Source organism: Natronospira proteinivora, assembly GCF_024170465.1.
GTDB lineage: Bacteria > Pseudomonadota > Gammaproteobacteria > Natronospirales > Natronospiraceae > Natronospira > Natronospira proteinivora.
Genome location: NZ_JALJYF010000001.1, coordinates 1,093,355 through 1,112,466 on the forward strand (window position 1 = coordinate 1,093,355; position 19,112 = coordinate 1,112,466).

Annotated in this window: 20 protein-coding genes; 15 read left to right on the forward strand and 5 right to left on the reverse strand. The window is 60.4% G+C overall.

Annotated elements, in window-relative coordinates; all coding sequences use genetic code 11:
- Positions 1–5 precede the first annotated feature (5 nt).
- The 3 genes from J2T60_RS05155 to J2T60_RS05165 all read right to left on the reverse strand — a co-directional run bounded on the left by J2T60_RS05155 (position 6) and on the right by J2T60_RS05165 (position 6,897).
- Positions 6–3,425 (reverse strand): ATP-binding protein, encoded by a 3,420-nt coding sequence (locus tag J2T60_RS05155; RefSeq protein WP_253446312.1) that lies wholly within the window; start codon positions 3,423–3,425, stop codon positions 6–8.
- Complete coding sequence (locus J2T60_RS05160) at positions 3,422–4,714, reverse strand: metallophosphoesterase family protein (RefSeq protein WP_253446315.1); 1,293 nt, start codon at positions 4,712–4,714, stop codon at positions 3,422–3,424. Before J2T60_RS05160 ends, J2T60_RS05155 begins: the two co-directional genes overlap by 4 nt.
- 89 nt (positions 4,715–4,803) lie before the next feature.
- Positions 4,804–6,897 carry a choice-of-anchor B family protein gene (locus tag J2T60_RS05165; protein ID WP_253446317.1) on the reverse strand — a complete coding sequence of 698 codons (2,094 nt, stop codon included), beginning with the start codon at positions 6,895–6,897 and terminating at the stop codon, positions 4,804–4,806.
- Between the two features lie 47 nt (positions 6,898–6,944).
- Between J2T60_RS05165 and J2T60_RS05170 the strand changes: the two genes are divergently transcribed.
- From J2T60_RS05170 to J2T60_RS05190, 5 genes are all read left to right on the forward strand, one after another.
- Positions 6,945–7,340 carry a zinc ribbon domain-containing protein gene (locus tag J2T60_RS05170; RefSeq protein WP_253446320.1) on the forward strand — a complete coding sequence of 132 codons (396 nt, stop codon included), beginning with the start codon at positions 6,945–6,947 and terminating at the stop codon, positions 7,338–7,340.
- A gap of 27 nt (positions 7,341–7,367) precedes the next feature.
- Entirely contained in the window at positions 7,368–7,619 is a 252-nt protein-coding gene (locus J2T60_RS05175; RefSeq protein WP_253446323.1) for a hypothetical protein, read from the forward strand.
- 182 nt (positions 7,620–7,801) lie between these two features.
- A complete protein-coding gene (locus tag J2T60_RS05180; protein ID WP_253446326.1) occupies positions 7,802–8,485 on the forward strand; it encodes an SIMPL domain-containing protein in 684 nt (227 codons plus the stop codon).
- A gap of 80 nt (positions 8,486–8,565) precedes the next feature.
- Entirely contained in the window at positions 8,566–9,051 is a 486-nt protein-coding gene (locus J2T60_RS05185) for a DUF411 domain-containing protein (RefSeq protein ID WP_253446329.1), read from the forward strand.
- A gap of 626 nt (positions 9,052–9,677) precedes the next feature.
- Positions 9,678–10,064 (forward strand): SirB2 family protein, encoded by a 387-nt coding sequence (locus J2T60_RS05190; RefSeq protein ID WP_253446332.1) that lies wholly within the window; start codon positions 9,678–9,680, stop codon positions 10,062–10,064.
- A gap of 6 nt (positions 10,065–10,070) precedes the next feature.
- On the opposite strand, the gene J2T60_RS05195 is transcribed toward J2T60_RS05190, so the two are convergent.
- Positions 10,071–10,376: a DUF3634 family protein gene (locus tag J2T60_RS05195; protein WP_253446335.1), complete on the reverse strand. Its 306-nt coding sequence runs from the start codon at positions 10,374–10,376 to the stop codon at positions 10,071–10,073.
- A 267-nt stretch (positions 10,377–10,643) separates the two neighbouring features.
- Here J2T60_RS05195 and J2T60_RS05200 point away from each other — a divergent pair, with 267 nt between their 5' ends.
- From J2T60_RS05200 to J2T60_RS05245, 10 genes are read left to right on the forward strand one after another with little or no spacing between them, the layout of a single operon-like run.
- Positions 10,644–11,126, forward strand: coding sequence for a Na+/H+ antiporter subunit E (locus J2T60_RS05200; protein WP_253446338.1), 483 nt, complete (start codon positions 10,644–10,646; stop codon positions 11,124–11,126).
- Positions 11,126–11,425 carry an MrpF/PhaF family protein gene (locus tag J2T60_RS05205; protein WP_253446341.1) on the forward strand — a complete coding sequence of 100 codons (300 nt, stop codon included), beginning with the start codon at positions 11,126–11,128 and terminating at the stop codon, positions 11,423–11,425. Before J2T60_RS05200 ends, J2T60_RS05205 begins: the two co-directional genes overlap by 1 nt.
- A complete protein-coding gene (gene mnhG, locus J2T60_RS05210) occupies positions 11,425–11,754 on the forward strand; it encodes a monovalent cation/H(+) antiporter subunit G (protein WP_253446344.1) in 330 nt (109 codons plus the stop codon). The genes J2T60_RS05205 and mnhG overlap by 1 nt, the downstream gene beginning before the upstream one ends.
- A gap of 29 nt (positions 11,755–11,783) precedes the next feature.
- The gene (locus tag J2T60_RS05215; RefSeq protein WP_253446347.1) at positions 11,784–12,314 is read left to right on the forward strand and encodes a DUF4040 domain-containing protein; all 531 of its coding nucleotides are present in this window, start codon (positions 11,784–11,786) and stop codon (positions 12,312–12,314) included.
- Positions 12,311–12,730, forward strand: coding sequence for a Na(+)/H(+) antiporter subunit B (locus tag J2T60_RS05220; protein ID WP_253446350.1), 420 nt, complete (start codon positions 12,311–12,313; stop codon positions 12,728–12,730). The genes J2T60_RS05215 and J2T60_RS05220 overlap by 4 nt, the downstream gene beginning before the upstream one ends.
- Positions 12,730–13,083 carry a cation:proton antiporter subunit C gene (locus tag J2T60_RS05225; protein WP_253446353.1) on the forward strand — a complete coding sequence of 118 codons (354 nt, stop codon included), beginning with the start codon at positions 12,730–12,732 and terminating at the stop codon, positions 13,081–13,083. Before J2T60_RS05220 ends, J2T60_RS05225 begins: the two co-directional genes overlap by 1 nt.
- Complete coding sequence (locus tag J2T60_RS05230) at positions 13,083–14,573, forward strand: monovalent cation/H+ antiporter subunit D family protein (RefSeq protein ID WP_253446355.1); 1,491 nt, start codon at positions 13,083–13,085, stop codon at positions 14,571–14,573. Before J2T60_RS05225 ends, J2T60_RS05230 begins: the two co-directional genes overlap by 1 nt.
- Entirely contained in the window at positions 14,570–16,048 is a 1,479-nt protein-coding gene (locus J2T60_RS05235; protein WP_253446358.1) for a proton-conducting transporter transmembrane domain-containing protein, read from the forward strand. Before J2T60_RS05230 ends, J2T60_RS05235 begins: the two co-directional genes overlap by 4 nt.
- 24 nt (positions 16,049–16,072) lie before the next feature.
- Positions 16,073–16,408: a hypothetical protein gene (locus tag J2T60_RS05240; RefSeq protein WP_253446361.1), complete on the forward strand. Its 336-nt coding sequence runs from the start codon at positions 16,073–16,075 to the stop codon at positions 16,406–16,408.
- Entirely contained in the window at positions 16,401–18,116 is a 1,716-nt protein-coding gene (locus J2T60_RS05245) for a Na(+)/H(+) antiporter subunit D (protein WP_253446364.1), read from the forward strand. Before J2T60_RS05240 ends, J2T60_RS05245 begins: the two co-directional genes overlap by 8 nt.
- A 77-nt stretch (positions 18,117–18,193) precedes the next feature.
- Here J2T60_RS05245 and J2T60_RS05250 read toward each other — a convergent pair whose 3' ends face one another.
- Positions 18,194–19,054, reverse strand: coding sequence for a PA4780 family RIO1-like protein kinase (locus tag J2T60_RS05250; protein WP_253446367.1), 861 nt, complete (start codon positions 19,052–19,054; stop codon positions 18,194–18,196).
- Positions 19,055–19,112 lie beyond the last annotated feature (58 nt).

Below are 19,112 nucleotides of genomic sequence, written 5' to 3' on the forward strand. Positions count from 1 at the left end.
ACGGCCTATACGCGCTGGCCGGCCTCCAGCCAACTCACCAGCTCGCGAGTTTCTTCCTCGTCGGCCGCTCTAGTCGTTCGCCAAATGGTGCGTTGCAGCCGTTCTTCCTCGTCCAGAGGGGTTTCGGGGCTGATATAGCCCTCTGCCTCCAGCCATTCGGCCAGCTCTTCCCGCTTGTCATTGCGAAATCCACTCACCGCCTTGTTGGCCAGGGCCTCAATCAGGGCCCCGCCATCGCCACCCAGGGACTCGGCCTGTTCGCATACCCGTTCCATGAAGGTCTCGCTTACGGCCCCGGACGCTTCCAATGCGGCCCGGCCCACGGGCTTGCCGCGCCCATGCTGCCAGGCCTGCTGCCAGGCCCGGGCCGCGGCACAGCGGCTGGCCAATTGTCGGCGCCAGTTCTCATCAGGGATGGCCTTCTCGGCCACATCCGAGTTCAGCAGGCTTTCAAGCTGGCCAAGGCCCCAGACCCGATAGCGCTGCATCAGGCGATACAGCAAGGCCAGATCATCCCGCAGCAGGTGAAAGAGCGGCAGGCCGCCCACCGGCTGGCGGGGGTCAATAGCCGGAATGCCTACCCGGGCCGCCCACTGCTCCGGGCTTTCATCAACGGGTTCCGGCAATGTCTCCACCGCCGGCAGTCTGTAATCGGCCGCACCGAGATCACTTTGTCCGAATCGGATTTCGGCAAGATCCAGGTGATGGGGAGTGAGCCCGGCCAGCTGCTCCCACAGGGCCCGTTCCTGCTGGCGTGCGCTGAGGTAGAAGATCTGTCGTCCCTCTTCCCGAGCCAGGCTCGCCAGGTTCTGGGCCACTTCACGGAAACGGCTTTCATCGCTGGTGGTCAAGGCCTCGTCCAGAAACAGCGGCAAGGGTTCACAGCGCTCCTCCAGACGCCGGGTCCAGGCCAAGCGGACGGAGAGCAACAACTGCATGCGAGTGCCGGACGACAACTCGGACAAGCGGCGACGGCCGCTCTGGGTTAAATCCCGGGCAAGCAGGCCGGCGTCTTCGTCCAATGCCAGATCGAAGGCATGGTGAGTGAAGCGTTGGAAAAGCCGGCGGGCATCGGCCAGCACGGCGGGTTCGTGTTCGTTCTGATATTCGGCTTCCACATCATCCAGCAGAAACTGGCCGGCCTCGGCCAGCATGGCTTGCTGATGCTGCTCGCCGAGGGCATTTCTTGCCTGGGCCGCCGCAGCCATGGCACTTTCCAGGGCCTGGTCCTTGCCGGCGCTGCGCAGCCGTTCGCGGGTGGCACTCACCTCTTGCAGCAGGGACTCCAACAACTCGGCCTGCTCGTTGGCCCGCTGCAGCCCTGTTTCCAGGACCTCCCGCTCACCGGCTTCCGCCTGTTGCAGGCGTTCCGGGGCATTGACCAGGGTTTCGCGCAATTCCGCCTCCCGCCGATCCAAGACCCGCAGACTGTCCTGGGTCTGGCGCCACTCCGACAGCTGAGCGAGACGCTCGGCCAGACCGTTTCGATCGCTTTCATCCAGGCCCAGGCGCGCAAAGAGGCTGCGGCGTTCAACTCGGCGCTCCTCCAGTTGCTGCTCAAGCTGGCGCTGACGGTCCTCGGCCTCTCCCCACTCCCGCTCGGCAGCCTCCGCTTGTTCACAGCGGGCATCAAGGGCATTCAAGGCCTCGTCCAGCGCGGCCTCTTCAGCCGGAACCGACATGCCCCAGGCCTTGAGCCGCTGCTGCACCGCCTGCAACTCGCTTTGCTGTTCGGTTTCCAGCTGCTCGAGATGAGCCTCAACTTTCGCCACCTCGGTCGCCGCCCTTTGCCATTGGCCCAACACCCTGGCGATGAAATCCACGCTGGCCGCCGTCAGGGCCGGATCGAAACCGATTTCCCGGGCCAGCTCGGCCTTCTCCTCATTGAGGGCATTCAACTGTTGTTGCAGGCGGTCGCGCTCGGCCTGATCCTCGCTCACGGCATCGGCTCGACGCCGGGCCAATTGCAGTTCCGCCAGATCGGACTCCAGCTCGGATAGACGTTTCTCCACGGCCTCACGATGCCAGCCTGAAGGGCCCGCCAGGCCGCTGCGCTCAAACCGAGCGCGAGTCTGGCGACCATCGCTACTCACCGAGCGATTCACCATCACCCCGGCCGCGAACAATGACAGTGCCGCCGGGGCTAACAGCCACCAGAGACTCAGCCAGAGAGCGGCGGCTGCCGTAGCCAGCCCCCCCAGCGCGGCCAGTGCCATACCCAGACGGGAAGCGCCTGCCTCAGGTTGGCCAACCAGGCAGCTTCGCAAGGCCGCCACGGCCTGCTGGTGGGCATCCAATTGCCGCGCCTCCGGGGCTTGGCCCGCCGACTGGATGCGGCTGTCCAGGCGTTCGACATCGATCTCCAGCTTCCGCAACCGAACAGCCAGTTCGCTGGCCCGTTCCAGCGTCGCCACGGCGATATCCGGGGCCGAATCAGCGCCCCCTACCACTGTGTCCCGCAAGGGCTGACACGCCCGGTCCAGTTCAGCCTGCAGCCGGACCAGCTCCGACTGCTGACGAGCTATCTCCCCGCTCCGAGCCTTGACGCTCTCCAGTTGCCAGCGCGCTGCCCGGCGCTCATGGTTGACCGGTGGGTTGTCACCAAGCCCGGCCCGGCTCAGTTTCCGGTGGGCCGCATCCCCTTGCTCGCGGATGCGCAGCTGCTCTTCCTCCAGTTCATCGATCCGTCGGTCAAGCTGCTCCAGGCGTTCCTGCTCGTCACCCCGAAGCTTCTCCATGCCCTTCGGAAAACCGGCCAGTACCGCTTCCAGGGAACGGCGTTCGCTCAGGATCTTCTCCAGTTCCAGCGAACCCATCAGGGTGTCGCGTTCACGGGCTCCCTGCCGGGCGGCGTCCACCTCGCCTTGCAGGCGGTCCAGGTCTTGCTCGTCACGCTGCAACGCCTGATTCTCGGCCTCCACCTCACCCAGACGCTGCCGGGCCTCCTGCAGCTCACGGCCTTCCTTGCGCCCCCGGGCCGGACCGAAATCAAACGCATCACCCCGCAATGCGGCCAGATCAAAGCCACCGGCCAGGGCGGTGCGGATCTCGGCCACCAATGCGGCGTCCTGTTGGCCGTCCTCGGCCAGCAGGTCTTCCACCTTGAGCCAGTAGCAATGCAATTCATCACGGGCCGGCAGGCGCGGGCCGGTCGTCGCCGGCTCGCCATCCCGATACCACTGCACATGGCTGGCGGTGCGCTTCACTGTCCAGCGGACGTCATTGTCGAAATCCGCTTCCAGCACTAGATCACGCGGGTCTGCTGTGCGGACACCACCGGCCAAATACTCCAATGCCCGGATCAGGCTGCTCTTGCCAACGGCATTGGGACCGGTGATCAGGTTCAGACCCGGGTCCAGGTCCCGCAGGTGGATAGTGCCCTGGATGCCGGGCAGGCGGGTGATTTGCAGACGGGTCAACTTCATGCTGCTTGTCCCCCGTCCTGCTGGCGCAGCATCTGTTCCAGCAGCCGTCGCCCGGCCTGGCGCAGCCAGTCGGCCACGGCAGCATCGTCGAGCGACGGCTCGCCAAGGCCTTGCCAACGCGGGTCGCGGGCCCGGGCCATCAACCGCTCGCGGCCCTCGGCCAAAAGACGCCGCCGTGCCTCGCTATCTCCATCACTGTCCAGCAGCAAGAGACGACGGGCCAGCAGCCCGGCCGGGTCCTGGCGGTCGGCGAGTTCGGCCAGGGGAATCTCCGGCAGGGTATGGGGAATCAGTTTTTCAATGAAGTAGCGGATCGAGCTGCCGCCGGGACTCACATTATTGGCCCCCTGGCGTTCGCTTTCCAGAATGGCCAGGGCCTGTTTGCCGAAACGGCTGCGGCCATTAAGAGTGACGCGAAGCCCGACGGCATCAGGCGGCCTGAAGGATTGACTGATGCGGGCATCGATCTGCCGCAAGCACTCTGCCAGACGGCTACGAACTGCTTCGGCTTCTTCCAGCTCAGTGAGATCGAGCTGCAGGGGTTCGAAGCGGATGGGAGCCAGAACCCATTGCTCCAGCGACGCCAGGCGGCCGCGCTCGATTTGCAACAGCCAGGGACCCCGGTCACCGGCCTCGCCCGGGTCCATGCCGGAGACCGACCCCAGATAGCCGGAAGGGTTCTCAAGGGAGAGGGCATCGGGCTTGTGAATATGGCCGAGCAACCAGCCATCCAGGCCGGCGCCCCGCAGCTCGGCACTGCTGATCGGGCCGTAATGGCTGCCCGGTTGGTCGCGGTCGCAATGCAGCAGGCCCAGGTTCAGACCCGGGCGTCGTTGGAAGGTCTGCCCGGCCAGCGGGCTGTCATGCACCTGCTTGCGGGGAAAGGACCAGCCCCAGAGGGTGAGGGTCTCGCCGGCTTGCTCCAGCGACCAGGGCTCCCACTGGCCGTTGGCACCGATGAGTTCGAAATCAGGCAACTCCCGAACCAGGCGTGGCAGGACCTGCACATCGTGGTTGCCGGCCACGCCCACCACCCGGATACCGGCCGAGGCCAGCCGGGCCACCCCTGCATGGAGCTGGCGGCCAGCCTCGTAGAAATCATCCTCCCGTTCCACCACATCGCCGGCCAGGGCAACCACATCCACGTCCTCATCGATGGCCGCATCCACCAGCCGGGACCAGGCCACAGCCGGGCTCAACTCACCGCCCTGCTGGGTCAGATCGTCCGGCAGGCGGGACGGCCGTCGCCCCAAATGCATGTCGCCAACCGCCAACAGTTTCAAGCTCATCTTGCATCCTTCTCTTGATCGTCGGCGCACAGGATACCGAATAAGGCGACAGGGATTGTCGTGAAATCGCCCTGAACAACAGTCAGTCTTTATCCGACCCGTCGTCGGCCGCCCAGTAGCCCGGCTACCGCCAGCAACAGCATGGCGGCCAGTAAGGGATCAAAGCGATCAACCACTTTTGTTTGTCCGGCAAGCGGGCCCCTCTGGCTGATACTGCAGCCAAAGCTCGAAGATGAGCTGTCGGCCGAATCACGGGCCGGTGCAGAGACACTCACCGTGCGGCTGGTCTCCGCATTCTCATCGGCTTCATTGTTCACAGTCAGGGTGACGGTGTATTCCCCACCCTGGGGATATTCATGGCTGATTTGCTCACCCTCGCCCGTGCTGCCGTCACCAAAGCTCCAAGACAGCGATTCAATACCTGTTGTCCCGCCCTTTGAATCCGAAGCATCGAATTCACAGGACAAGTCATGACAGTCATAACGGAAACTGGCAATGGGCTGACTGGCCTGGCCATCCCGGGGCAGCACCTGACGGTTATTCGCAGTATCCGGATCATGCTGATCGGAAACCGCCCATACGATCAAACCCTCATCCACTGCCTCGTCTGCTTCTGCTGTCAGGTCCACCACAAAGGACGCCCCCGTGGCCAACGTGCCATAGCGACATCGCAGTACCCGCTCGCTGCTGTCACACGCCCCTGGCTGCTCGCCCGTAACAGCCAGTTCTCCACTGGCAGGCAAACTGGCCACGAACTCCACCCCCGATGCATCTTCCGGCCCCAGGTTCTCAACCGTTATCCGGGTACTCAGGGCAAAATCCTGCCCATTCGAGCCATGGGACTCAATCATGCCGCTGACTGAAAGGTCCGCACCATCGTCACTGTCTTCAGGCAAGCGGGGTCGTACAACGAACAGACCGTCCTCAATATCAGTGAACACCACCGTGCCGCTCTCAAACCAGGGATAGTTACTCCAAGTGCCACGAAAGGTGTGCTCTTCGCTATCGGGCTGGGTATCCAGATACGCCGCTTCCACGGGTCGATCCGGCGTACTGACATCCAGAATCCGGAGTCCGCTGGTGTAGTTGCTCTGATAAAGGTAATCGCCACGGACATAGTTATTATGGGCAATGGCAAGATCCGGGCTGTAGTACTCATAGGCCAGTTCGGGGGCCGCCAGTTCCGCCACATCGAACACCAATGTACGGGTGCGGCTATTATCGTTGAGATCAGCGGTCTCATCATTGAGATAGAACCAGCGATGATCTTCACTCAGCCAACCCTGGTGGGTATAACCGACCCGGGGATAGTCGCTTCGACTGATTAGCTGGGGTGAATCATGGTCACTCACATTAACCAGCGTCAATGAATCTTCATTGCTGTTAAAGCAGATTTCATCCCCCTGAAAGCCTTCATCCGGGCCTTGATAGATCACGCACTGGGCATCATGGGTATAACCATCCCCACCGTACCCCCCTGCATGACTGGGCATCAGCGGGTCCGACACATCCACGAAATGCGGCCCGCCATTGTAGTTGTGCCGGGCATCAGCATTGCTGGTCCCCACGGCATAGGCCATACCCGTCTCGCTGTTGAGCTCGAGATTGTGGGCGTTGCCAAAGCCATCATAATGGGCATCTTCATCAAAGGTTTCGGGAGCGCCCGACTCCACATCCAATAGGCGGGTAAGATCAAATATCTGCAAGCCATGACCTGCTTCTTCACTGACGATCAGAGCATAGTGTTGGTAAACCTTGGCATCGCGCCAAGCGCCTCCGGGGGCATCGCAGTCGTCGTGGCAAAACAGCCGTGCATCCCGACCATGAACCGGTTGTTCTGTCTTCTGCATGGCCAGGCGTGGCTCACCGGGCCGGTGGGTGGTCAGGCTGCGGGTGGGCAGATCCCCCAGATAAACCGGACTGGCCGGATCGCTGACCTCCACGAAGCTGGTTCCACCGGAACGGCCCACGAGGGCAAATTCACGGCCCGAATCCGGATCGGTCCAGCCCCAGACATCATTCAGGCTCTGCCCTTCGCCACCGATCTCTTCAATCGGCATAAAGGCGGCCAAATCCACCCGGCTACAGGGATAAGGCCCTGCCGTACCGTCTTCGCAGGGTTGTTCCCCCGCAACGGCGAAGGAAGACAACAATAGGGCCGTGATTGTGATGGATATACGCATTGACTCCCCCCGGAGATTGATCGATAAATCATGAATTGGAGCTTATCATGAAGACCTCGCTTGATCCCTTCCGGGCAGGCAGACACAATGACTTGCCCACATCCCGAAAAGGCTATTCTGATCCCATGGAACACTGCCCCTACTGCGACACCCCCATTGAAGCCGGTGTTGTGGTCTGTCCCAAATGCCGGGCCGAGAAAGGCTATGCCATGCGCAGCAACGGCTCCATCCGCCACTCCCCCATGCCCTGGCCGCTGGTGGGTCTGCTGGTACTGTGCAGCTTTTCCGTTGCCGCCGTCCTGATTTACACGGGGATTCTTGGCCTGATGGAGGAAGCCGATATCTGGGGGATCGTGGTCATCCTGCTGGGGCTGCTGTTTATCGTGCTGGGCGGCATGGGGCTCAGACCGCAAAGACCCAAATGGTTTCGCCCCTACCGATGATTTATCTCACGCCAATGAAGGGCCATCATGTCACTGGATTTTTTTCGCCTTAGCGACCGAACCGTTCGACGGCTGCGTATCACCTTCATCGCCCTGATTGTCCTGTCGCTCGCCGGCCTGGGCATTTTCCTGCTACTGGATTGGTTGGGGCTGAGCACATTGGAACACCCTGCCGTATTGCTATTGGTCGGCATGCTGCTGATTGCCGCTGTTCTTGAGTTCGGCCTGGAGAGCCTGCGCCAGGCCGGACGCCATGAAGACGGGTGGTGGCGTCCCTGACCCACCCGAAATAAACTCAGTGCACCAGGGCTAACTGCTTGCGACCACCTTAGCTTGGCCTGATATGTCGATTCATCCTCACGCAAATGCTCCCTATGCGTCGAATTCCAGTGCAGTCGTGCCATAATGCCGATTGCTTGCCTGAAAACGGTTTCAACAATCGCCTGAAGGGAGGATGGACAATGCGTGAGCCCAAATGGATGGTCCTGGTGGCAGCCGCTGCACTGCTCATGGCTTGCAGCGACGATCCGGACACCGTATCGGTTTCTGGAACCGCAGAACGGGATTTCATGCCCGACTACTACGATTTACATCTGCTGCTGGAAGTACGCGGCGATGATCGCGCAGCACTCAGCGAGGAACTGGAAAGCAATCTAGATGCGCTGATGCGCGTAGCCCAGAACCACGGACTGGAAGAAGACGATATTCGGGCCTGGGAAGTGCAATTGCGGCAGGAGAGCCATTATGATGCCGACGAACAACGCCGGATCATCACCGGCCTGCGACTGTCCCGCGAAGTTCGCCTGCGAGCGGATGCCGATCAGGACATGGGACGGCTCATCCGCGAGGTATTGGTGACGGAGATGACGCAAATGCGGCGCATTCAACCGGGCCTGGAAGACCGGGACAGCCGTCGCCAGACCCTGCTGGGCGAAGCGGTGGAAAATGCCCGCGCTCAGGCTCAGGCCCTGGCGCTTGGGGACGACCGTGAAGTGGGACGCCTGAAGGATGTCCGTCTTGCCGGGCCTGCCGGGCCCGGCTTGCGGGCCCATCAGATGACGGATCAGGAGGACGCCTCGGTGAGTTTTGAACCCGAGCCCATCACGATTTCGGCCCAGGTAGAGGCGGTTTTCGTACTGGATTGATCAACATTGCTGTGGAACCTGACGGACGGCGCAGCGTCTGAAGCAAGAAAGCATGCCCTTGCCCCGGAGAGGCAAACATCATGAATTGGAAATTGCTGATTCCCTTGATTGCATTGACGGTGCTGGCAGCGCTGGCCGCCATGGTCTGGTCGTCCAGTGGCGAAGAAACGGACGGCTCAACCCTGCCGGAGATGACGGTTTACAAGACGCCTGAATGTGGCTGCTGCAGCCTGTGGGCGGATCATGCCGAGCAAGCCGGATTTCCGGTAACGGCCCGGGACGTTAGTCACCGTGAGCTGAACGGGAAAAAGGCCGAGGCCGGCCTGCCCCATGGGCTGGGTTCCTGCCACACCACTTTCGTGGACGGCTACGTCATTGAGGGTCATGTGCCGATCGAGCAGGTTGAGCGCCTGTTGCAAGAACGCCCTGATGCCCTGGGGCTAGCCGTCCCCGGCATGCCAGTGGGTTCCCCCGGCATGGAAATGGGCGACCGGCAGGACCCCTACGAAGTGGTGAAATTCGATGCTGAAGGAGGGACTGAGGTATATGCCCGCTACCCTCAGTAAATGATGCATTCGGCCGGATTTTCAACGCTCAAACTGTTGACAAAATGGGTAAGCCAAGGCTGAAAACCCGGCTTGTGGAGAAATCAGCTGTTTTTTCCGGACTTTACATAAACGATTTCAAAAGACGCCCAGCCAATCTCCCACAATCGATTCAACCGCCCTCAAAACACCACCATTTATTTATTTCATTCAAGTAGTTATAAAGCATCTCCACCCAACTCGGGTGATACCGACCGTCAAATTCGGGAAATATTCACCTTGTAAGTCTTCCACAAAATCTGTGGATAAGTCTGTGAATAGATGCCGCAAACGGCATTCCTGACCACTCCTCATTTGGATTGGCGATTTTTTAACCACTGGGTCTTTCGGGCGGCTTAAACCCCGGTCCTGTTTTTCTTCCCCATTTTCTGTGGATCACCCTGTGGAAAACCTCGAGAAGCAGGCGCTCTCTCCCCATCCGTTTGGAATGGCGAAAGATTGGCCATTGTTGCCAATTCGCCACAGTAGTCCGAATCAACCATCCAGAGATCACTTTCCGGTGGGGCCTGCCCCACACACCGATGCCCGGCTATGCCACACTGTGCGCCATCCAACCACCCACCTTGTGAACAACTTGAGGACAAGCAATGGAAGCAGGATTGAAGCATTTGCACATGAGCCTGGCACTACTCAGCATTCTTGGTTTCCTGGCCCGCGGCGGATGGTTGCTGGTCACCGGCGAGAAACCCCAGCACAAGCTAGCCAGAATTCTTCCCCATGTAGTGGATACCTTTCTGCTGCTCAGCGGCATTGCCCTGTTGGCCGCCACCAGCTGGGTTTTCCTGACTCAACCCTGGATGCTGAGCAAGTTCGCCCTGCTGGTCTGTTACATCGGCTTCGGTGTGGTGGCTTTCCGGAGTCAGAGGCCGGCCATGCGCTGGGGGTTTTTCTGGCTTGCCGTGCTGACCTTCCTACAATTGATGGTCACGGCCTTCAGCAAATCACCGGCCGGCCTCCTGCTCACCTTCCTTTGAGGGCTCCTATCCAGCTGCGCGGGCGCCACCGCCGCCACCATCCCCGGGCGGTGGCGTCCAGCAATTGGAGATTGCCTGGCGGGTACCTTCGGGCAGATCCCGGCTGAAATTCAGGTATTGACGCCGACCCCGCCCCATAACCTCTACCCGACCACTTTGCACGCGGTGAAGCCGGGCAATATCCCGGCACCCGGCCAACAGTGCCGCGGGAACCCAGCCACGGGTTTCGACTACCTGACCGCCGGAGAAACGGATCATTCCCACCACGCCCCTGAGGCGGGCGATCAGACTGGGGGCTCGCTTTACCGTCAAAATACGCTCCTGTTTTCTTCATCGACACGGGAACCGTGCCAAAGTCGGCGATAATCGCGCATATTTGTGCCCCCGACAATGGTCAGGCATGGCCCGAGTGAATAACCGCGACACTTATTATATATACGCGGATTGCGCATAAATGTTCCCAAATTGCAGGGACTTGCCCCGAATTGGCCGTCTCGGTAAACTGCCGCCTCGCATTTTGCGATGCATCCCGGTTCGCGGAATCGTTCCGCGACATCCCGCTGCTTCAAGGAGCTGATCGTGCTGAAGTACACCGTCAGCCTGGCTGTCATTCTGGCCATCATCTGGCTTCTCTTCTCCGGCATGTGGACACATCCCATCATCGTGCCGCTGGGTGCGATATCGGTCCTGCTCACGGTTTACCTGGCAGCCCGGATGAAGATCGTGGATCGCGAAGGCCATCCCCTGCACCTGTTGCTGCCCTCGCTCAAGTACTGGGCCTGGCTGCTGGTGGAGATCACCAAGTCCAATCTGGTCGTCGCGCGTCATGTGCTGGCCGGAGAGAAAAGCATCAACCCGAGGATGGCCCGGGTCAAGGCCAGTCAGAAAAGCGCCCTTGGCCGCACCATCTTCGCCAACTCCATCACCCTCACCCCCGGCACGGTCACCGTACATGTGCGGGACAATGAGATCTGGTTCTATGCCCTGACCGAAGAAATCGAACAGGGCGTAAAGAATGGTGAGATGGACCGTCGGGCCACTGAATTTGAGGGGGACGCATAATGGAATTTGCCTTTATCGGTGCGGCGCTGGCTATTCTCGTCACCATGGGGCTTGCCCTGGTACGCGCCTTTATCGGCCCCGACACCTACGATCGGATCCTGGCGGTCAACGTATTCGGTACCAAGACGGTCCTCATCATTGCCGTGATCGGCTTTATTGTGGGGCGGCCCGAGTTCATCGACATCGCTATTGTCTACGCCCTGATCAATTTCATCGGCATCGTGGCCGTACTCAAGTTTTTCGAGTACGGCAGCTTTGCCGGGCAGTCCACCGACAAGCATGAGGGGGAAGACAGCTGATGGAACTGTTCATCAATCTAATCAGCGGCACCATGCTGGCTGTCGGCTCCCTGCTCCTGTTGATTGGCGGCGTGGGCCTGATTCGTTTTCCGGATTTCTACTCCCGGATTCAGGCCGCCGGCATTACCGACAGCCTCTGCTCCATCCTGATTCTGGTCGGGCTGATGCTCCAGGCTGACACCATCCCGGTGGCCGCCAAGCTACTGTTCACTCTGCTCTTTCTGCTGTTCACGGCGCCCACCGCCAGCCATGCCCTGGCCAAGGCGGCCCGTCACAGCAAGCTGGATCCCTGGCAGCCCGGGAAAGGGGGTGCGTCATCGAAACGTTAATCGACATTATTCTGCTGGCCTTTCTGGCCATGGTGGCCATTGCCATTGTGAAGATCCGTGATCTTTTCGCAGTCACCATGCTCACGGGGATCTACAGCCTGCTGGCGGCCTCCCTGTTCGTCGTCCTGGATGCGGTGGACGTGGCCCTGACCGAGGCCGCCGTGGGCGCGGGCATCATGATCATCCTGATGCTGGGTACCCTGGCCCTGACCACCAGCAAGGAGAAGGTGCACCGGAAGCCCCAGAATGCCCTGGCCCTGGTGGTGGTATTCATCACCGGCGCCGCACTCATCTACGGCACCCTGGACATGCCCCACTTCGGGGACCCGGAAGCGCCGGCCCACACCCATCTCTCGCCCCATTTCACCCAGGAATCGGTGGACGAGATCGGCATTCCCAATATGGTGACCTCCGTTCTGGCCAGTTATCGGGGTATCGATACCCTGGGTGAGGCCGTGGTGATCTATGCCGCCGCGGTGGGCGTGCTACTGGTGCTGGGCAGTGGTGCTGTGCGTCGTCGGCGCAAGGAAAAGACTGACAGCGGGGAGGCACAATCATGAACCAGTATGTGGTGCTTCGGGTCGTCACCAAGCTGATGATCCCGGTGATCCTGCTGTACGGTCTCTATATTCAGTTCCATGGCGAGTACAGCCCGGGTGGCGGTTTTCAGGCGGGCATCATCTTTGCCGCCGGTTTTGTCATTTACAGCCTGATTTACGGGCTGGACAAGGCCCAGGACGCCATCTCCCCGGAAGTGGCGCATGTCTTCGCTGCCTTGGGCGTGCTGCTGTACATCGTCATCGGCATTGCCTCCTTCTTCCTGGGAGGCAATTTCCTGGAATACAAGGTTCTGCTGCCCGATGACCATGCCGGGGAGACCTTCGGCATCATCGGCATCGAACTGGGCGTGGGCATCACCGTGGCCACGGTGGCCCTGACACTGTTCTACTCATTTGCAGGCCGGGAGCGTGACTGATGGAATGGCTTGGCCTTTATAACTACTGGGTTGTGGTTGTCCTGATGATGGTGGGTTTCTACATCGTCATCGCCCAGGGCAATCTGGTGAAGAAGATCGTGGGTCTGAATATCTTCCAAACCTCGGTCTTCATTTTCTTCATCAGCCTGGCAAAACTGGATGGCGGGACGGCCCCGGTCTATGTGGAGGGCGTCACCGACTACTCCAATCCCCTGCCCCACGTGCTCATCCTCACCGCCATTGTGGTCGGCGTTGCGCTGACCGCCATGGGCCTGGCCCTGGTGGTTCGGGTCCATGAACTGTATGGCTCCATCGAGGAAGACGAGATTCACGAACAGGACGGGAAACACTAATGGACCTTCTCATCCAACATCTACCTGCTCTGCAGGTGGTGCTGCCCATGCTGGCCGCACCCATCGTGATGCTGATGGCGCGAACACCGCGTCTGGCCTGGGCCGCCACCACGCTGGTGACCTGGCTGACCCTGGGGGTTGCCATCCTCCTGGCCCAGCAAATACTGGCCACCGGCCCCATTTCCTACCACATGGGTGGCTGGATGCCGCCGGTGGGGATTGAGTATTACGTCGATTCAGCCAATATCTTCGTGCTGCTCATCATTTCCCTGATGGGCGCCATCTCCATGCCCTTTGCCCTGCGCAGCGTGGAGCAGGAAGTCGACAAGACTAAGCATGGCCTCTTCTATGCCGCTTTCCTGCTGGCCAATTGCGGTCTGCTGGGTATCACCATCACCGGCGATGCCTTCAACATCTTTGTGTTCTTTGAGATTTCGGCCCTGGCCTCCTATGCCTTGATTGCCATGGGCAAGGACCGGCGGGCGGTGATGTCGTCCTATCAGTATCTGGTGATGGGGACGGTGGGCACCACCTTCCTGCTTATCGGCATTGGCTTCATGTACATCATGACCGGGACGCTGAACCTGATTGACCTGGGTGAGCGCCTGCCGGAGGTGAACGACACCGCCACCATCCGGGCTGCTTTCGCCTTCCTGGCCGTGGGGATTTCCCTCAAACTGGCCCTGTTCCCGCTGCACTTGTGGCTGCCCAACGCCTATACCTATGCGCCGTCCATGATCACCGTGTTCCTGTCGGCGACGGCAACCAAAGTGGCCATCTATGTATTGCTGCGCTTCATCTTCAGCGTCTTCGGCTACGAGTTCAGCTTTGAAGAGCTGAACATGGGCTATGTGCTGATGCCTCTGGCATTGCTGGGCATCCTGATTCCGTCGATCGTTGCCATTTTTCAAACCAACATCAAGCGCATGCTGGCCTACTCCAGTGTGGCCCAGGTGGGCTATATGATCCTGGGCATCAGCTTTGCCAGCACCCTGGGCTTGATGGCCTCTGTGGTTCACCTGTTTAACCATGCCATCACCAAGGCTGCTCTGTTTATGGCTTTGGCCTGCATCATCTATCGGGTGGGCAGTGTGTCCCTGGACCGCATGAGCGGCATTGCCAAGCAAATGCCCTGGACCATGGCGGCCTTCGCGCTGGCCGGCCTGTCCCTGATCGGCATCCCCCTGACCGCGGGCTTTGTTACCAAGTGGCATCTGCTGCTGGCGGCCCTGGAAGGCGGCCTGTGGCCGGTGGCGGTGTTCCTGCTGGGCACGTCCCTGCTGGCCACCATCTACATCTGGAAAGTGGTGGAGGCGGCCTATCTCAAGGAACCCGCGGAGGGTGTCCAGCCCGTGCGGGAAGCACCGCCGAGCCTGCTGCTGCCCACCTGGGCACTGACCCTGGCCTGTCTCTACTTTGGTATCGAAACATCTCTGCCGGTGGATATGGCCACCCGTGCTGCTGAAACCCTGATGGGAGGTTACCTGTGAATCAGGTCGTGTTCCTGGATCCCGCGCTGGCCATTCAGCTTGCCCTGGCCGTCCCGGCCCTGGGCGTGGTGCTGATCGCCCTGACCGGCCGCTGGCCCAACCTGCGCGATACCATCATGGTGGCCACCGCTGTAGTCATGTTCACCATGGTCCTGCAGGTCCTGCCGGAAGTGCTGGCCGGCGGTCGGCCCGGCGTTACCCTGTTTGAGCTTTTCCCCGGCCTGCGCATTGCTTTCGAGGTAGAGCCCCTGGGCATGCTCTTCGGCCTGGTGGCCTCCGGTCTGTGGATCATCACCTCCATTTACGCCATCGGCTATATGCGGGGCGCGGGTGAGGCCAATCACACCCGCTTTCACGCCTGTTTTGCGGTGGCCCTGTTCGCGGCGGTGGGCATTGCCTTTGCCCAGAACATGTTCACCCTGTTCATCTTCTACGAAATCCTCACCATCTCCACCTATCCCCTGGTGGCACACAAGCAGAACCAGGCGGCCAAGATGGGGGCGCGGACCTATATCGGTCTGCTGTTGGGGACCTCCATCGGCTTCCAGCTGGTGGCCATCATCGCGACCTGGTGGATGACCGGCACTCTGGATTTCACCGACGGCGGCATCATGGAAGGCCATGTGGGTCATGGCATGGGTGCCCTGCTGCTGGTGCTGTACATGTACGGCATTGGTAAGGCAGCCCTGATGCCCTTCCACCGCTGGCTACCCTCGGCCATGGTAGCGCCCACTCCGGTGTCCGCCCTGCTGCACGCCGTGGCGGTGGTGAAGGCCGGGGTGTTCACCGTTCTCAAGGTGGCCACCTACCTCTTTGGCCTGGACTACCTGTCCAATCTCTGGACCACGGAAGTGATCATGTATATCGCCGCCTTCTCCTTGCTGGCGGCATCCACCGTTGCCCTGCAGAAGGACAACCTCAAGGCCCGGCTGGCCTACTCCACCGTCAGCCAGCTGTCCTACATCACCCTGGGCGCCATGCTGGCGGTTGAACTGGCGGCCATCGGCGGCGGCATGCATATTGCCATGCATGCCTTCGGCAAGATCACGCTGTTCTTCTGTGCCGGCGCCATCTATGTGGCCAGCAAGAAGACCAATATCAGCGAAATGGACGGGATTGGACGGCGCATGCCCTTCACCATGGGCGCCTTCTTGCTGGGGGCCCTCTGCGTCATCGGGGCGCCGCCCATGGGTGGCCTGTGGAGCAAGTGGCATCTGGTCATCGGCGCCGCCGATGCCGGACAGGTGCTGATGATCTTCGTGTTCATGATCAGCACCCTGCTCAACATCGCCTACCTGCTGACGCCGGTGGTGCGGGCCTTCATGCTGCCCCCCACCGACGGCTACAAGGGCGGCATCAAGGAGGCACCACTGTTCTGCGTGGTTCCGCTTTCCATTACGGCTCTGGGCTGTGTGGCGCTATTCTTTGCCGCGGATCCGCTGCGGGCCATGCTCGCCGGCATGTTTGCCGGATGATCGAACCAAACTGCGAGACCTGACATGATCGTAAAGCTTTTGGACATGCTGGTACGACACGGGGCGGTGCTCAAATGGGCAACCCTGGGCTTCATGCTCACCCTGGTGATCATAGACCTGATCCTGCCCTCGGCCTATGACCGCTTTGTGTGGGAGACCTGGGGTGGCTTTGGTGCCTTTTTCGGCATCGTCGCTTCCCTGATTTTGATCCTTCTGGCCAAGGGCCTGGGTTTCGGCCTGGTCTATCGCTCGGAAGACTATTACGACGAGGAATTGAAAGGCCGGGAGATGAGCGGCGATCCCCGTGCCGAAGATGAAGAAAAGGACACGCTGAACAGGGAGGAAAACAACCATGCATGAGCTGTTCAGCATTAACTGGCCCGGCTTGGCGTGGCTGCACCCCTCCCTGATCTTGATCCTGGGGGCGCTGCTGATCCCCGCCTTCCGGGGGACGGTACAGCAGGTCTACCGCTTGGTTCTGGCCGCCCTGTTCATGGTGGCGGTGTTCAGCACCGTCCCGGGGACCTATGCCAGCTTCCAGTTCCTGAACATGGACATGGTCATGGGTCGCGCGGATCAGCTGAGCCTGGTCTTTGCCTATGTCTTCGCCATCATGGCCATGATCGGCACCATTTATGCTCTGCATGTAAAGGACAATGTCCAGCACATGGCCGGCTTCATCTACGCCGGCTCCGCCGTGGGCGTGGTTTTCGCCGGGGATCTGCTCACCCTTTATATCTTCTGGGAGCTCATGCTGCTCTCCTCGGTGTGGCTGATCTGGCGTAACCGCAATCCCATCTCCTTTGCCTCCGGTTTCCGATACCTGCTGGTCCACGCCGTCAGCGGTGTGCTGCTGCTGGCCGGTATCGTGCTGTATTTCAACCAGACCGGCAGCTTGGCCTTTGAGCGCATCGATGTGGAGGGCGCCGCCTTCTGGCTGATTCTTGTCGGTTTCATGGTGAACGCGGCAGTTCCGCCCTTGCATGCCTGGCTCACCGATGCCTATCCGGAAGCCACGGTCACCGGGGCGGTCTTTTTGAGCGCGTTTACCACCAAGACAGCGGTCTACACCCTGATGCGGGGCTATCCGGAAACCGAAGCCCTGATCTGGATGGGTGCAATCATGACCATCTGGGGCGTGACCTACGCGGTGCTGGCCAACAACATCCGCCGCCTGCTGGCCTACCACATCGTCAGTCAGGTGGGTTACATGGTGGCGGGCATCGGCCTGGGCACGGCCATGGCCCTGAACGGCTCCGCCGCCCACGCCTTCGCCCATATTCTCTATAAGGCGCTGCTGTTCATGGGGGCCGGCGCCATCATCTACATGACCGGTCGGGCCAAGCTAACTCAGTTGGGCGGGCTCTACCGCTACATGCCCCTGACCTTTATCTTCTACATGATTGCGGCTTTCTCCATCTCGGCCTTCCCGCTCACCAGTGGTTTTGTCAGCAAGACCATGATTCTGGAAGCCTATGCCGAGAACCACATGGCCATCATCTGGCTGATGCTTTCCCTGGCCTCCGCCGGTACCTTCCTGAGTGTGGGTCTCAAGCTGCCCTGGTTCGCCTTCATGGGTAAAGACAGCGGCCTGCGGCCAAAGGAAGCGCCCACCAATATGCTGGTGGCCATGGGCATTGCCGCCTTCTTCTGTATCTACATCGGCGTGCGGCCGGAATGGCTATACCAGTTCCTCCCCTATCAGCCGGTGGAGTACAACGCCTATACCACGGGCCATCTGCTCTGGGAACTGCAGCTGCTGCTCTTCGTGGGCCTGGTGTTCTTCGTGGGGCTGAAGTACATGGCCCCCAAGGACAAGATCACCATCGATACCGACTGGGTCTACCGCAAGGCGGCGCCGGTGGCTGTGCGCTTTGTTCATCAGCACGGCACCGTGGCCTGGCATGCCTTCCTGGCCGGCCTGCGCTGGCCCCTGGAGCGGATCGTGGAGGCCGCCTCCCGCCACCATGGCCCCCAGGGCACCCTGGCACGAACCTGGCCAACGGGGAGCATGGTGCTTTGGGTAGCGGTATTGCTGGCCGCCTCCCTGTTGATCTATTACTTGTAAGCTGCGAGCCAAGCGCAAAAAAACGGGGCCCAAAGGGCCCCGTTTTTTATGGTCGTCATCGACGATCGAAGGATTATTCAGATGTCGCCGTCCCGCCAGGCTTGCTCCCGTTCCAGGCGTTCCTGTTCTTCTTCCCGGGAGGCTTCGATTACCGCCAGCAAGTCGCCCATGTCCACCGAGGCCCTGTCTCGATCAAAGCGGCCGCTCAACTCAGCGTCCAAGCTCAGCAAGCCGGCGGCATAAAGGGACCAGATCTCAAGACCATATTCGGTGTCCAGAAGCTCCGGGGCAAAGCGGCCAAAATAGCGGCGCATATTGTCCACATCCCGAATCAACATCATGGCCGCGCTGTTGTTGTGTGCCGCGTTCACCGCCTGTGGCAAGTCGATGATCACTGGTCCATCCGGCCCCACCAGCACATTGAATTCAGAAAGATCACCGTGAATAAGGCCGGCATCCAGCATTCGCACCACTTCCGAAATCATCCGAGCATGGAAAGCCCTTGCCTGCTCAGGGGAAAGCGTCATGTCATCAAGCCGCGGCGCCACATTGCCCTCGCCATCTCCGACCAGTTCCATTAACAGGACACCATCCACAAAACCCATGGGCCGAGGCACGCGAACCCCGGCGTCCGACAATTTGTACAAGGCATCCACCTCGGCATTCAGCCAAGCGGCTTCCTGCTCTTTCTGACCATAGCGGGTTCGCTTGGCCATTGCCCTGGCACGTCGACTGTTACGGACCTTGCGCCCTTCCTGGTATTGGACCGCCTGCTTGAAGCCACGCTTATTGGCCTCCCTGAAGACTTTGGCACAACGGAGCTCGTCACCGCAGCGCACCACATAAACCTGAGCCTCCTTGCCGCTTTTCAATTCATTAACGACTTCATTGATCAAACCGTCGTCCATCAGTGACTGCAATCGCTTCGGTGTTTTCATACGAGCCTTTGTCGGACCAAAATGGTTCCAAAGCAGTCATTATGGTGACTTGTGGTCC